Origin of the sequence: Burkholderia sp. HAN2018, from assembly GCF_024704855.1 — a bacterium.
Lineage (GTDB): Bacteria > Pseudomonadota > Gammaproteobacteria > Burkholderiales > Burkholderiaceae > Burkholderia > Burkholderia cepacia.
In genome coordinates this window covers 1-13,434 of the sequence record NZ_QOBB01000195.1, presented here as the reverse complement: position 1 = coordinate 13,434, position 13,434 = coordinate 1, and the positions used below count along the sequence as shown (strand labels likewise).

Sequence of the window (13,434 nt, the reverse complement as noted above, 5' to 3'; positions counted from 1 at the left end):
CGACCGATGCGATCTCGTCGCTGCCGTAGCGCTTCGCGCCGTGCGCGCCGGCCGGCACGCCGACCGCGCCGATCGCCATCGTCACGAAACCGAAGAACGCCGGGTTGCCGTGGCGGTCCTCGCCGCGCAGCCCGCCCGCCTGCCGGTCGGCCTGCGTGTAGAAGCGCTGCGCGCCGTCGTTGAAGCGCGCGATCGCGTCGGCGGCGCGTTGGCGCCAGTCGTCGCGCTGGAACAGCACGAGGAAATCGTCGCCGCCGACGTGCCCGAGAAAGTCGCGCTGCGGATCGCACACGCCGGCCAGCACCGTCGCGGCGAACTTCAGCACCTCGTCGCCCTGCCAGTAGCCGTACTGGTCGTTGAACGGCTTGAACTGGTTCAGGTCGACGTAGCACGCATGAAAGCCGGCGTCGCGCTGGAGCAGGCGGTCGATGTGCGCGCTGATCGGGATGTTGCCGGGCAGGAACGTCAGCGGGTTCGCATAGCGGGCGGCCTCGATGCGCATCTCGGTCACCGCGCGCACGAGGCTCTCGCCGGTGCCGAGCCCGACGTAGCGGCCGTGTTCGGTGATGACGAAGCCGTCCGCGAGGTAGCGCTGGTCGTGGCTCGCGAGCAGCATCGCGAGCTGCTCGAACGTCGTCGCGTTGTCGATCATCAGCGGCGTGTCGTTCGCGAACGGCAGGCACGGCTTCTTCCCGAACACCTCGCGGTGGTACGGCAGCGCGAAGCGGTCGATGAAGCCGCGGCGATCCACGAGCGCGACGGGCCGCCCGCGTTCGACGAGTGCGACCGCGTGCAGGTCGGGCATCCGGTTGAACAGGTCGAGCACGTCGTTGCTGGTCGCGTCGCGCGGCAGCGCCGGCGCCGGAACCAGCATCTTTCCGGCGATCGTGCCGGCCGGCCGCACCGGGCGCGTCGCGCCGGGAAACACCGCGATGTGCGGCGCGCGGATCGCGTCGCGCGCGGCCGGTGCGACGACCCGCGACGGCCGCGCGTTCGGCCGGCCGAGCAGGAAGCCCTGCACGCAGCAGATGCCCATGTCGCGCACGACGATCAGGTCGCTTTCGTTCTCGATGCCTTCCGCGATCAGTTGCGCGCCGCTCGCCTGCGCGAAGTGCTGCATCGCCTTCACGGCCTCGAACTTCAGCGGGTCGCGCGCGATGTCGTGGATGAAGAAGCGGTCGATCTTCACGACGTCCGGATGCAGGCGCAGCCACAGGTTCATGCTCGCGTTCGCGGTGCCGTAGTCGTCGAGCGCGAACTGGATGCCGGCGTCGCGCAGCGACGCGACGGCCGGCCCGATGTGGGCGATGTCCGTCGTCGCGTTCTGCTCGGTCAGTTCGATCACGATGCGCTCGGCGCCGACCCGCGCACGGTCGAGCAGTTGGCGGGCGCGCTCGCGTTCGCGCGCGAGCTGCAGGATCGTGCCCGCGCTGAAATTGAGGAACAGCTTTCCGTCGCAGCCGAGCGCTGCGAACGCGTCGAGGCAGGTGCGCGCGGCGGCCTGTTCGAGCGCGATGGTCTCGCCGTCGCGCGCGGCCTGCGCGAACAGCGCGGCGGGCGTTTCGAGGTCGGTGCCGCGCGGGCCGCGTATCAGGCCCTCGTAGCCGACGACCGTCCCCGACCCGAGATCGACGATCGGCTGGAAGACGGCGGCCAGCGCACGATCCGCGATCAGGCGCGTGGTGCGGGTGGCGGCGGAGTCGGGGTGGGGCGCGGGCATGGGCGAGGGCAGCCGAATCGACGGGACGCCCGACTTAACGGCACCGCTCGCGGAGAATTGAATGAAGATTTCGTGACGCGACGGGCGTTGCTGGTGCATCGCGTCGGGGGCGTGTCGGTGCGTGGGTGGAAGGGCGTTGCGCCGGGAGGCGGAAAAGCGGAAAGGCGGAAAGGCGGGAGGCGGGAGGCGGGAGGCGGAAGGCGGAAGGCGGAAGGCGGAAGGCGGAAGGCGGAAGGCGGAAGGCGGAAGGCGGAAGGCGGAAGGCGGAAGGCGGAAGGCGGAAGGCGGAAGGCGGAAAGGCGGGAGGCGGAAGGCGGAAGGCGGAAGGCAGAAGGCAGAAGGCAGAAGGCAGAAGGCAGAAGGCAGAAGGCAGAAGGCAGAAGGCAGAAGGCAGAAGGCGGAAGGAATAGCCCCGGGACGGCACCACCCGGCGGCCGTCCCGCCGCCCCGATCGTCAGCGCTTGCCCGCGCTCAGCGCGCCGGGCGCCGATGCCGCGTCGCCCTCGTCGTGCTCGCCGCTCATGTCGCGCGCGCCCCAGCGCTGCGCGAGCGCCGCGCACGCCATCAGCTGGATCTGGTGGAACAGCATCAGCGGCAGCACGATCGCCCCGACCGCGTTCGCCGAGAAGATCACCTTCGCCATCGGCACGCCGGCCGCGAGGCTCTTCTTCGATCCACAGAAGATGATCGTGATCTGGTCGGCGCGGTTGAAGCCGAGCCGCTTGCTGACGAACGCGGTCAGCAGGAGCGCGATCGCGAGCAGCACGAGGTTGACGACGAGCAGGCCGCCGAGCGCGCGCGGCGGGATCTGGTGCCAGAGGCCTTCGTTGACGGCCTCGCTGAACGCGACGTAGACGACGAGCAGGATCGAGCCCTGGTCGACGAAGCGCAGCACGCCGCGGTTGCGGTCGATCCAGCCGCCGATCACGGGCCGCAGCAACTGGCCGGCGATGAACGGCACGAGCAGCTGCATCACGATGCTGCCGACGGTGCTCCACGGCGACGCGGCGGCGGCCGATTGCGACGTGATCATCAGCCCGACGAGCGCCGGCGTGACGAAGATCCCGAGCAGGCTCGACGCGGATGCCGCGCACACGGCGGCCGGCACGTTGCCCTTCGCGATCGACGTGAACGCGATCGACGACTGGACCGTCGACGGCAGCGTGCACAGGAACAGCACGCCCGCATACAGCGTCGGCGTGACGAGCGGCTGCAGCACCGGCTTCAGCGCGAGGCCGAGCAGCGGGAACAGCGCGAACGTGCTGAGCAGCACGACCGCGTGCAGCCGCCAGTGGGTCGCGCCCGCGACGACGGCTTCGCGCGACAGCTTCGCGCCGTGCAGGAAGAACAGCAGGCCGACGGCGATGTTGGTCGCCCAGTTGAACGCGTGGGCGGCCGGGCCGCGGCAGGGCAGCAGGCTCGCGAGCACGACGGTGCCGACGAGCGCGAGCGTGAAGTTGTCGGGAAGAAAACGGGGACGGGCCATCGGGAACTCGATTCGGAAACGACGGGGGCGCGCGTCGCGCGCGCGCGAATGGCGCCATTGTCCCGGTTGATGATTCACTACACAAATTCATTGTGGGAATCGATTGATGAATCAGTCTCATGCGACCGCGTTCGCGGCACCGGCCCGGCCATGCGCAAAACGGCAGAAGAATGTTCTGTCCCGGTCGCGTGCCGAAGTGAAAAAACCTAGCAGTAACATGGTGTTACACCGATGCCGGCGACATAACACTTTTTGGCTCGACACGCTTTCGGCGCGCTCATAAATTACTGCTGAAAGCCTTGGGTCGGCCGAAAGGAGCCGGCGGCGGGCATGGACAGGCATTGCACGATGACGGAACGGGTGAAACGGAAGATCGGACGATGGGTCGCAGGCGCACTCGGCGCGTTGCTGATGCCGTTCGCGCTCGCGCAGCCGCCGCACGGCGGTCATGCATTCGGCGGCCACGGTTTCGGTGGCGGCGACATGCGCGCATACGGTCAGCCGGCCGGCGGGGTTCCCCTCTGGCGCCACGTCACGCCCCCCGTCGGTGCACGCGCCGGCGGCGTGAGCGGCTACGGTTCCCGCTGGGGGCTGCGGCCGACGCCGTCGTACGGTCATTACGCCGCGCAAAGCCCGTATCGCCCGATCAGCGCCGACGTGCGCCAGATGCCGCGCCCGCCGGGCGGCGGCAACGTGCCGCTGCGCGCCGGTTCGATCCGCGCCGACGTCGCGCGCTACAACGAGGAGCGCGGCGGCCGTCCGATGCCGCCGCCCCGCTCGCAGGAAGAGCCTGCGCACTCGCCGTATTTCTCCCCGTTCTACCGAAACTGAGCGCCCGCGCGCTCGTCCCTCCGGCGGCTGATGCGAATTCGCCACAGTCGCGCACAGATTTCCGCTGATTTTCCCGTCGCATTGCGCTATCTTTCGCGCCCGGCTCGCATGTGCCACGCGGCCGTCCGGCCGTGCGACCGCGTCCACGCCGGGCCGTCGGCGGGTACCCGGCCATGTATCAATTCCGCGAAGTTAATGCTGCCGCTATACCCGCAATAAGTGTGCGCAATTTTGACCGGACGAATGATCCGTAAAGATGGCTGCGCCCCATACGACGCAAGCACTCGGCTCCAAAAAACAACGCTCGCGCCACTTATCGACAATTCGACAAAATCTGGAGATCCAATGAAAGCATTCGCTCGCCGTGCGTCGCGCACGTCCGTCAAGCTGATCGCCGCGGCTGCCTGCGTGGCGGCTACCGCTCCCGTCCATGCACAGTCGAGCGTGTCGCTCTACGGTCAGGTCGACGAATGGGTCGGCGCCACCAAGTTCCCGGGCGGCGACCGCGCGTGGAACGTGAGCGGCGGCGGGATGTCGACGTCGTACTGGGGCATGCACGGCGCCGAGGATCTCGGCAACGGCTACAAGGCGATCTTCACGCTGGAAAGCTTCTTCCGCGCGCAGAACGGCCAGTTCGGCCGCTTCCAGGGCGACACGTTCTTCGCACGCAACGCGTACGTCGGCATCGATTCGCCGTACGGCACGGTGACGGCCGGCCGCCTGACGACGCACCTGTTCCTGTCGACGATCCTGTTCAACCCGTTCTACGACTCGTACACCTTCTCGCCGATGGTGTACCACGTGTTCCTCGGCCTCGGCACGTTCCCGACCTACCCGAGCGACCAGGGTGCCGTCGGCGATTCGGGCTGGAACAACGCGCTGTCGTACACGTCGCCTTCGTTCGGTGGCCTGAATTTCGGCGCGATGTACGCGTTCGGCAACCAGGCCGGCGACAACGGCTCGAAGAAGTGGAGCGCGCAGTTCAACTACGCGAACGGCCCGTTCGCGGCGACCGCGGTCTACCAGTACGTGAACTTCAACAACGGCCCGCGTGACCTGAGCGCGCTGGTGGCCGGCATGAAGAGCCAGGGCATCGCGCAAGTCGGCGCGACCTACGACCTGAAGTACGTGAAGCTGTTCGGCCAGTACATGTATACGAAGAACGACCAGGTCGCGGGCAGCTGGCACGTGAATACCGCGCAGGGCGGCGTGTCGGTGCCGCTCGGCGTGGGCAACGCGATGGCGTCGTACGCGTACTCGCGCGACGCGGGCGGCCTCGACCAGACGCGCCAGACCTGGGCCGTCGGCTACGACTATCCGCTGTCCAAGCGCACGGACGTCTACGCTGCTTACATGAACGACCACATCAGCGGCCTGTCGAACGGCAACACGTTCGGCGCCGGCATCCGCGCGAAGTTCTGACGCGCACGCGCACGCGCACGCGCACGCGCGACCGCCGCGCCGGATGCGCGCGAAAAGCGCGTCCGGGCTGCATGTTTTCCCGCCAGAACGGCGCCGCCACCCGCGGCGCCGTTTTGCCTTTCTTGACCTTTCTGTTTCCCCGCCTTTGTTACCCTATCTCGTAATTGGACCATTCCCCCGTCATTACGAGCGAGTTCGATGGATACCCTCGTCAGCATGAATGTGTTTCGCTACGTCGTCGAAGTGGGCAGCTTCGTCGGCGCGGCCGAGCGCATGCAGATGTCGGCTGCGATGGCGAGCAAGCACGTGATGCATCTCGAGCAGCAGCTCGGTGCGCGGCTGCTGCATCGCACGACACGACGCGTCGCGCCTACCGAGGCCGGACGCGAATACTACGAACGCCTCGTGCAGGCGCTGTCGGAACTCGACGAAGCCGGGCAGGCCGTCGGCGCCGCGAGCGTGGTGCCGCAAGGCAGGCTGCGCGTCACGTCGCTGTCCGCGTTCGGGCTGCGGCACGTGATGCAGGCCGTCACCGATTATGCGGGCCGGTTCCCGGACGTGACCGTCGACATGACGCTGTCCGATCGCGTGGTCGACCTGATCGAGGAAGGCTACGACGTCGCGGTGCGCGCGGCGCCGAACGGATTGAAATCGTCGTCGCTGGTCGCGCGGCAGATCGCGACCGCGCACATCCTGCTGGTCGCGTCGCCCGAGTATCTCGAGAAGCACGGCACGCCCCAGACGATCGCCGATCTCGCGCACCACAACTACCTGCGGCGCGATTCGAATTCGACGATGCTCGACGCGCTGGTGATCGACGCGGCCGCTGCGTCGCGCGTGAACCTGAACGGCAACCTGATCGTGAACCATCTCGAAGGGCTGCGTGCGGCCGTGCTCGCGGGCGCGGGCATCGCGCTGCTCGGCACCGAGGTGGTCGGCGACGACATCGAGTCCGGCCGGCTCGTGCCGGTGCTGATCGATGCGGTGCCGCCGCATGAGGCGCCGATCTATGCGGTCTACGCGAGCCGCCGTCACGTGTCCGCGAAGGTGCGTTCGTTCGTCGATTTCCTGGCGGCGCGTTTCGAAGGGCAGTCGCTGTGCCCGTCGATCGAATCGCGCCTGCGCGTGCTGCCGATCACGCGGATGAAGCGCGCGGTGTGAACCGCGCATCCCGCCGCGGCGGGGCGATGAAAACAAAACGCGCGAGCCGTTGCAGCTCGCGCTTTTTTGTTTGGTCCGACGGGATGCGCGCCGGCGGCGGCCGTCAGCGCGGGATGCCGAGCCGCGCCTTCGCGTCGTCGTACTCGCGCTTCAGGCGCTCGACGAGCGCGCCCACGCTCGGCAGGTCGTCCATCAGGCCGACGCCCTGGCCGGCGCCCCAGATGTCCTTCCACGCCTTCGTCTTGTCGCCGCCGAAATTCATCTTGGTCTTGTCGGATTCCGGCAGCGCGTCCGGATCGAGGCCCGCCTTCTCGATGCTCTCGCGGATGTAGTTGCCGTGCACGCCCGTGAAGAGGTTCGTGTAGATGATGTCCGACGATTTCGCGTTCAGGATCGCGTGCTTGTAGTCGTCGATCGCGTGCGCTTCCTGCGTCGCGATGAAGCGCGTGCCCATGTACGCGAAATCGGCGCCCATTGCCTGCGCGGCGAGGATCGAGCCGCCGTTCGCGATCGAGCCGGACAGCACGATCGGGCCGTCGAAGATCTTGCGGACTTCGCCGACGAGCGCGAACGGCGACGTCGTGCCCGCGTGGCCGCCTGCGCCGGCCGCGACGAGGATCAACCCGTCGACACCGGCTTCGAGCGCCTTCTGCGCGTGACGCAGGTTGATCACGTCGTGCAGCACGATGCCGCCGTAGCTGTGCACCGCGTCGACGATCTCGCGCGCCGGCGCGCGCAGGCTCGTGATGAAGATCGGCACCTTGTGCTCGACGCACACGCGCACGTCGTGCTCGAGCCGCGTGTTCGACTGATGGACGATCTGGTTGACCGCGATCGGGCCGATCACGGCGTCGGGGTGCTTCGCCTTGTGGTCGGCCAGCTCGGACTGGATCTGCGTGAGCCACTCGTCGAGCAGTTCGGCCGGACGGGCGTTGAGTGCGGGGAACGAACCGACGATGCCCGCCTTGCATTGCGCGAGCACGAGTTCGGGGTAGCTGACGATGAACATCGGCGACGCGATGACGGGCAGCGTCAGGTTCTGCAGGACGGTGGGCAATGCCATGTAATGTCTCCAGTCTCCAGGGGCGGCCGCGGTCGCGCCGCCGCCATGCTTTGCGGTCGAACGGTCATTCGAGTGTAGCTGCGGAACGAAGCGGTAAAGCGAAGCTGCAAAACGAGGTCGTCCTTATTAATACGAACGATCGTGCGATTCTACGCGAGCTTAGCAAATCGCGCGGTGTGGCGGCAATCGAGTGAGTGTTCTCTTTCTAGGGATTCTGGTGTTTACCGCGCTGTGAAGACGCGCCGGCGCTCCTAAAATAACCGCCATAACAAACCAACGAGAAACAAACCATGTCGTTTGAGGCGTTTGCACCGTTTCGCGTGACGGTGCAGGACACCGACATTTTCGGTGTCAAAGGAGGCGCGGGTCCGCCGCTCCTGTTGCTGCACGGACATCCGCAAACCCACATGATCTGGCATCGCGTTGCCGCGACGCTCGCGAATCATTTCACGGTGATCGCCACCGACCTGCGCGGTTACGGCGCGTCGGGCAAGCCGCCGAGCGACGCGCAGCACGCGCCGTATTCGAAACGTGCGATGGCGGCCGACCAGGTCGCCGTGATGCGGCATTTCGGCTTCGAGCAATTCCATGTATGCGCGCACGATCGCGGCGCGCGGGTCGCGCACCGGCTCGCGCTCGATCATGCGGACGCCGTCGAGCGGATGATGCTGCTCGACATCGCGCCGACGCTCGCGATGTACGAGAAAACCGATCGCGCGTTCGCGACCGCGTATTTCCACTGGTTCTTCCTGATTCAGCCGGAGCCGCTGCCCGAGACGCTGGTCGGCGCGCATACCGATGCCTACATCGAGCGCGTGATGGGCAACCGGTCCGCCGGGCTCGCGCCGTTCGCACCCGAGGCGCTCGCCGCGTACCGGGCCGCGCTCGCGCAGCCGGGCGCCGTGCATGCGATGTGCGAGGACTACCGCGCATCCGCGACGATCGATCTCGAGCACGACCGTGCGGATCTCGAGCGCGGCAACAAGGTCGCGTGCCCGCTGCGCGTGCTGTGGGGCGAGCACGGGATCGTCGGCCGCTGCTTCGATCCGCTCGACGAATGGCGCCGCGTCGCGCGCGACGTCAGCGGCCGCGCGCTCGACTGCGGGCACTACATTCCGGAAGAGGCGCCCGTCGCGCTGATCGACGAACTGCTCGCGTTCTTCGAGGCGCGCGACGCGGCCGCCTGACGGCACGCGGGCGGCGCGTGCCGGCTCCTCAGCGGTGCGCGCCGTCGTCCTCGACGAGCGGCGGCAGCCGGCGCGGCACCGGCGTCGATTTCACGATCGCGGTGCTCGTCTCGGCGCGCTCCGTCACTTTCGACAGGATGTCGTCGAGGTGCGCGATCGTGCGCAGGTAGAGCCGGCAGATGAAGCAGTCGTCGCCGGTGACCTTGTCGCACTCCACGAATTCGGGAATCCGGCGCAGCATCTCCTCGACGAGATGCAACTGGCCGGGCAGCGGCTTCACGCGGACGATCGCCTGCAGCGTGTAGCCGAGCGCGCGCGGGTCGAGCTCGACGGTGAACGCGGCGATCACGCCTTGCGCCTCGAGCCGCCGCACACGATCGGCGGTCGCGGGGGCCGACAGCCCGATCTGCCGGGCGAGTTCACTGGTTGCGATACGCGCGTCGTCGGCCAGCGCCGCGAGGATCGCGCGGTCGGTCGCGTCGAGCGACGCGACGGCGGGCGGGGAAAGGCGTTTCGGCATGATCGCTTTGCTTTCGAAGGTCAATCGGCTGATTCGCTTCAGTTTAGCCGTGGTTGCGGCGAAAGCAAGTTTCTAGAATCGAGGTCATCCACTCTCTTTCAATGGAGTTCATGATGGCCTCGAATGAAATTCGCCGCGGTGCCGCCGAGATGGTCGTCGCGATGCTGATGTCCGGCACGATCGGCTGGCTCGTGATGTCGTCGCAGCAGCCGCTGACGAACGTCGTGTTCTTCCGCTGCCTGTTCGGTGCCGCGACGCTCGCGATCGTCTGCGCGGCATTCGGCTTCCTGCGCCGCGCGCTGTTCTCGCCGCGGATGCTCGCGCTCGCGACGCTCGGCAGCATCGCGATCGTCGCGAACTGGCTGCTGCTGTTCGCCGCCTATTCGCGCGCATCGATCTCGATGGCGACCGCCGTCTACAACACGCAGCCGTTCATGCTCGTCGCGCTCGGCGCGATCGTGTTCCGCGAGCGGATCACCGCGTCGACGCTCGCGTGGCTCGCGCTCGCGTTCGTCGGGCTCGTCGCCGTGGTGCGCGTCGAGCCGGCCGTGCTCGCGGTGCCGGGCGAATATCTGGAGGGCGTCGCGCTGTCGCTCGGCGCGGCGTTCCTGTATGCGATCTCGTCGATCGTCACGAAGCACCTGAAGGGGACGCCGCCGCACCTGCTCGCGCTGCTGCAGGCCGGTATCGGCATCGTGCTGCTCGCGCCGTTCGCCCACTTCGGCACGCTGCCCGCGACGGCCGGGCAGTGGCTCGACCTGATCGTGCTCGGCGTCGTCAACACGGGCCTGATGTACGTGCTGCTGTACGGCGCGATCCAGAAGCTGCCGACCGCGATGACCGGCGCGCTGTCGTTCGTTTATCCGGTCGTCGCGATCGTCGTCGATCACTTCGCGTTCGGGCAGACGCTCGCGTGGACGCAGGTGCTCGGCGCGCTGCTGATCCTGCTCGCGGCGGCCGGCGTGAATCTCGGCTGGCGCATCGTGCCCGCGCGTCGCGCGGCGGTCGGCAACTGAAACGGTCGTACGATTCGGCGTCGCGGCGGGTGTCACGGCGGCGCGTCGAATGCGAGTTTCGGGAGCGGATATTGCGCGCGGATGGCGTGCGCATGGCGAGCAAAAGCGGGGCACGCGCACGCGTGGAAGACGCTGTAAGAAGTTGTAGGGAAACACCCGATGCGAGCGGTGCGCGTCGCTCGTATGATGCGGGCTGTGACGTTGATCACGTTCACAGGATTCCGATCTCGATGCCGTTCGCCCGTCAGGCTGAACGGCTTTTTTTTTATGCGCCGCTCCTCGCAATCAGGCGCCGCCGCGCATCGAGCCGCGCGAGCAGCACGCGCCTCGCGTCGTCATCCGACGCGCGCCATCCCTTGATCTCGTCGCGCGTACGGAGGCAACCCGCGCACCAGTCGGTGCGCGGATCGATCCGGCATACGTCGGTGCACGGCGAGGCCACCGTGCCGACCGGTGCCACGACGTCGCTCATGCGGATTCCCGCAATGCGACGTCCGCGACCGGCGCGCCCGTCAGCGACACCAGTTCGTTCGGCGACAGGTTGAACACCGCGTGCGGATGGCCGGCGGCCGCCCACAGGCTGTCGAGCTCGAGCAGGTCGGCGTCGATCAGCGTGACGGGTTCGACGAGATGGCCGATCGGGCAGACGCCGCCGATCGCATAGCCGGTGTTGTCGCGCACGAACTTCGCGTCCGCGCGGCCGACCGCGCCGACCTGCGCGGCGACCTTCTTCTCGTCGACGCGATTGACGCCGCTCGCGACCACGAGCACCGGCGCGCCGTCCGACTGGCGGCGAAACAGGATCGACTTCGCGATCTGGGCGACCGAGCAGCCGAGCCCGGCCGCGGCCTCGGCCGACGTCTTGCCGGTTTCGGCGAGCATCACGATGCCTTTCGCATGGCCGCGCTCGCGCAGCAGCAGCGCGACGCGTCGCGCGGAATCGGGGAGGGAATCGAATGAAGCGGGTGTCGTCATGTTGAGGAATCCATCGAATACCGGGGTTATACGCAGTTCGCGGCGTCGGCCGCGCTCTGCGCCTTGGCGAGCAGTGCGCGACCGGCGCGCGACACGTTCGCGCGGCCGATCGCGTTCGAGATGAAGTCGCCGGCAGCGACGACCTGCGCGAGATCGACGCCGGTGTCGATGCCGAGGCCCTGCATCAGGTACAGCACGTCCTCGGTCGCGACGTTGCCGGTCGCGCCCTTCGCGTACGGGCAGCCGCCGAGGCCCGCGACCGACGCGTGAAAGATCTCGATCCCTTCGAACAGCGCCGCGTAGATGTTCGCGAGTGCCTGGCCGTAGGTGTCGTGGAAGTGGCCCGACAGGCGTTCGCGCGGGAACACGCGCGTGACGGCCGACAGCACTTCGCGCGTGCGCTTCGGCGTGCCGACGCCGATCGTATCGGCGATGTCGATCTCGTCGCAGCCGAGCGCCGCGAAGCGCTCGACGACGTCGACGACCGATGCGACCGGCACTTCGCCCTGGTACGGGCAGCCGAGCGTGCACGACACGCTGCCGCGCAGCCGCACGCCCGCATCCTTCGCCGCCTTCGCGACGGGCTCGAAGCGCGCGATGCTCTCGGCGATGCTGCAGTTGATGTTCCGCTGCGAGAACGCCTCGCTGGCCGCGCCGAAGATCACGACTTCGTCGGCGCGCGCGGCGAGCGCATTCTCGAAGCCCTTCAGGTTCGGGGTGAGCACCGAGTACACGGTGCCCGCGCGGCGCTCGATGCCGGCCATCACGTCGGCGCCGTCGGCCATCTGCGGCACCCATTTCGGCGACACGAACGACGCGGCCTCGACGTTGCGGAAGCCGGCGCGCGACAGCCGGTCGACGAGCGCGATCTTCACGTCGGTCGGCACGAAGGTCTTCTCGTTCTGCAGCCCGTCGCGCGGGCCGACTTCGACGATCTTGACGGCGGTGGGGAACGTCATGGTTGTCTCCAGGTTTGCTTGCAGGTTCAGTAGCCGCGCGTGTAGTCGACGATGCCGCCGATGCGCTCACCGCGCTCGAGCGCGCGGATCTTGCCGGCGATCTGCTCGACGGCCTCCGCGCGCAGCGTCTCGGCCGAGCTGTGCGGCGTGATCGTGATGCGCGGCGCGCGCCAGAACGGGTGATCGTTGGGCAGCGGCTCCTGATGGAACACGTCGAGCGTCGCGGCGGCGATCCGGCCGCTCGCGAGCGCATCGAGCAGGTCGGCTTCGACGAGATGCGCGCCGCGCGCGACGTTGACGACATACGCACCGGGCGCGAGCCGCGCGAATGTGCGGGACGACAGGATGCCGTCGGTGTCGGGCGTGCTCGGCAGCAGGTTGACGAGCACCTTCGCGCCGTCGATGCACGAATCGAACGCACCGTCGCCGGCGAAGGTCGTGACGCCGTCGAGCTGCTTCGCACTGCGGCTGTAGCCGCGCACGGGCAGGCCGAGCGCGGCGAGCGCGAGCGCGACCTGCGCGCCGAGCACGCCGAGGCCGAGCACGGCGACGGTGAAGCTGGCGCGCGCATGCGGCTCGAGCGGCTGCCAGCGGCGCTCGCGCTGCTGCGCGTCGTATTCGTCGAAGCGGCGCAGGTAGCGCAGCACCGCGTGCGTCACGTATTCGACCATCTGCTGCGCCATGCCCGAATCTTCCAGCCGCACGAGCGGCACGTGCGGCGGCAGCGTGCCCGGTTGCGCGCGGTCGAGCGCGAGTAGCGCGTCGACGCCGGCGCCGAGGTTGAAGATCGCGCGCAGGCCGTCGCGCGGGGTGAAGAATTCGCGCGGCGCGCGCCAGACGAGCGCGTAATCGGCGGCGGCCGTGTCGCCCGGCTGCCACGCGCGCAGTTCGGCTTCCGGCAGCGCATGCGCGATCTCATCGCGCCACGCGCCTGCTTCCTGGTGCGGGGAATGGAACAGGATCTTCATTGGACGACTGCGCGCGCGCCGGCGAGGCGCGTCACGGGAACGGCGAGCGGAGCCGGGCGCGGCGCGCCGGCGAGCGTAGCGGACATCGGGCGTCTCCTGACGACCGGGCGCCCGGCGCGCATCGGC

The 13,434-nt window shown here is 68.3% G+C and carries 13 protein-coding genes; 5 read left to right on the top strand and 8 right to left on the bottom strand.

Annotated features, from left to right (window positions below; all coding sequences use genetic code 11):
• Positions 1-1,720: phosphodiesterase (locus DPV74_RS32120; protein ID WP_162923192.1), on the bottom strand; the 1,720-nt coding region annotated here is incomplete at its 3' end.
• A gap of 454 nt (positions 1,721-2,174) precedes the next feature.
• Positions 2,175-3,206: a bile acid:sodium symporter family protein gene (locus DPV74_RS32115; protein ID WP_059492026.1), complete on the bottom strand. Its 1,032-nt coding sequence runs from the start codon at positions 3,204-3,206 to the stop codon at positions 2,175-2,177.
• A 348-nt stretch (positions 3,207-3,554) separates the two neighbouring features.
• Between DPV74_RS32115 and DPV74_RS32110 the strand changes: the two genes are divergently transcribed.
• The 3 genes from DPV74_RS32110 (at position 3,555) to DPV74_RS32100 (ending at position 6,620) form a co-directional block, all read left to right on the top strand.
• The gene (locus DPV74_RS32110) at positions 3,555-4,037 is read left to right on the top strand and encodes a peptide-binding protein (RefSeq protein ID WP_119338647.1); all 483 of its coding nucleotides are present in this window, start codon (positions 3,555-3,557) and stop codon (positions 4,035-4,037) included.
• A 345-nt stretch (positions 4,038-4,382) separates the two neighbouring features.
• Positions 4,383-5,459: a porin gene (locus DPV74_RS32105; protein ID WP_027788965.1), complete on the top strand. Its 1,077-nt coding sequence runs from the start codon at positions 4,383-4,385 to the stop codon at positions 5,457-5,459.
• A 198-nt stretch (positions 5,460-5,657) separates the two neighbouring features.
• Positions 5,658-6,620, top strand: coding sequence for a LysR family transcriptional regulator (locus tag DPV74_RS32100; RefSeq protein WP_021157442.1), 963 nt, complete (start codon positions 5,658-5,660; stop codon positions 6,618-6,620).
• 103 nt (positions 6,621-6,723) lie between these two features.
• On the opposite strand, the gene DPV74_RS32095 is transcribed toward DPV74_RS32100, so the two are convergent.
• Positions 6,724-7,683 carry a nitronate monooxygenase family protein gene (locus DPV74_RS32095; RefSeq protein WP_027788966.1) on the bottom strand — a complete coding sequence of 320 codons (960 nt, stop codon included), beginning with the start codon at positions 7,681-7,683 and terminating at the stop codon, positions 6,724-6,726.
• Positions 7,684-7,973: 290 nt separating this feature from the next.
• On the opposite strand from DPV74_RS32095, the gene DPV74_RS32090 reads away from it, so the two are divergent.
• Complete coding sequence (locus DPV74_RS32090) at positions 7,974-8,870, top strand: alpha/beta fold hydrolase (RefSeq protein WP_021157441.1); 897 nt, start codon at positions 7,974-7,976, stop codon at positions 8,868-8,870.
• Positions 8,871-8,898: 28 nt separating this feature from the next.
• On the opposite strand, the gene DPV74_RS32085 is transcribed toward DPV74_RS32090, so the two are convergent.
• Positions 8,899-9,390: an Lrp/AsnC family transcriptional regulator gene (locus tag DPV74_RS32085; protein WP_011353413.1), complete on the bottom strand. Its 492-nt coding sequence runs from the start codon at positions 9,388-9,390 to the stop codon at positions 8,899-8,901.
• A gap of 113 nt (positions 9,391-9,503) precedes the next feature.
• Here DPV74_RS32085 and DPV74_RS32080 point away from each other — a divergent pair, with 113 nt between their 5' ends.
• Positions 9,504-10,406 (top strand): DMT family transporter, encoded by a 903-nt coding sequence (locus DPV74_RS32080; RefSeq protein ID WP_027788967.1) that lies wholly within the window; start codon positions 9,504-9,506, stop codon positions 10,404-10,406.
• Positions 10,407-10,671: 265 nt separating this feature from the next.
• On the opposite strand, the gene DPV74_RS32075 is transcribed toward DPV74_RS32080, so the two are convergent.
• Genes DPV74_RS32075 through DPV74_RS32060 form a run of 4 tightly spaced genes read right to left on the bottom strand, consistent with a single transcriptional unit; the run spans position 10,672 to position 13,308 of the window.
• The gene (locus tag DPV74_RS32075; protein WP_060082755.1) at positions 10,672-10,878 is read right to left on the bottom strand and encodes a DUF1289 domain-containing protein; all 207 of its coding nucleotides are present in this window, start codon (positions 10,876-10,878) and stop codon (positions 10,672-10,674) included.
• Entirely contained in the window at positions 10,875-11,381 is a 507-nt protein-coding gene (locus DPV74_RS32070; protein WP_027788969.1) for a YbaK/EbsC family protein, read from the bottom strand. The genes DPV74_RS32075 and DPV74_RS32070 overlap by 4 nt, the downstream gene beginning before the upstream one ends.
• Positions 11,382-11,407: 26 nt before the next feature.
• Positions 11,408-12,340 (bottom strand): hydroxymethylglutaryl-CoA lyase, encoded by a 933-nt coding sequence (locus DPV74_RS32065; protein ID WP_059695268.1) that lies wholly within the window; start codon positions 12,338-12,340, stop codon positions 11,408-11,410.
• Positions 12,341-12,366: 26 nt separating this feature from the next.
• Positions 12,367-13,308: a glyoxylate/hydroxypyruvate reductase A gene (locus DPV74_RS32060; RefSeq protein ID WP_119338646.1), complete on the bottom strand. Its 942-nt coding sequence runs from the start codon at positions 13,306-13,308 to the stop codon at positions 12,367-12,369.
• Positions 13,309-13,434 lie beyond the last annotated feature (126 nt).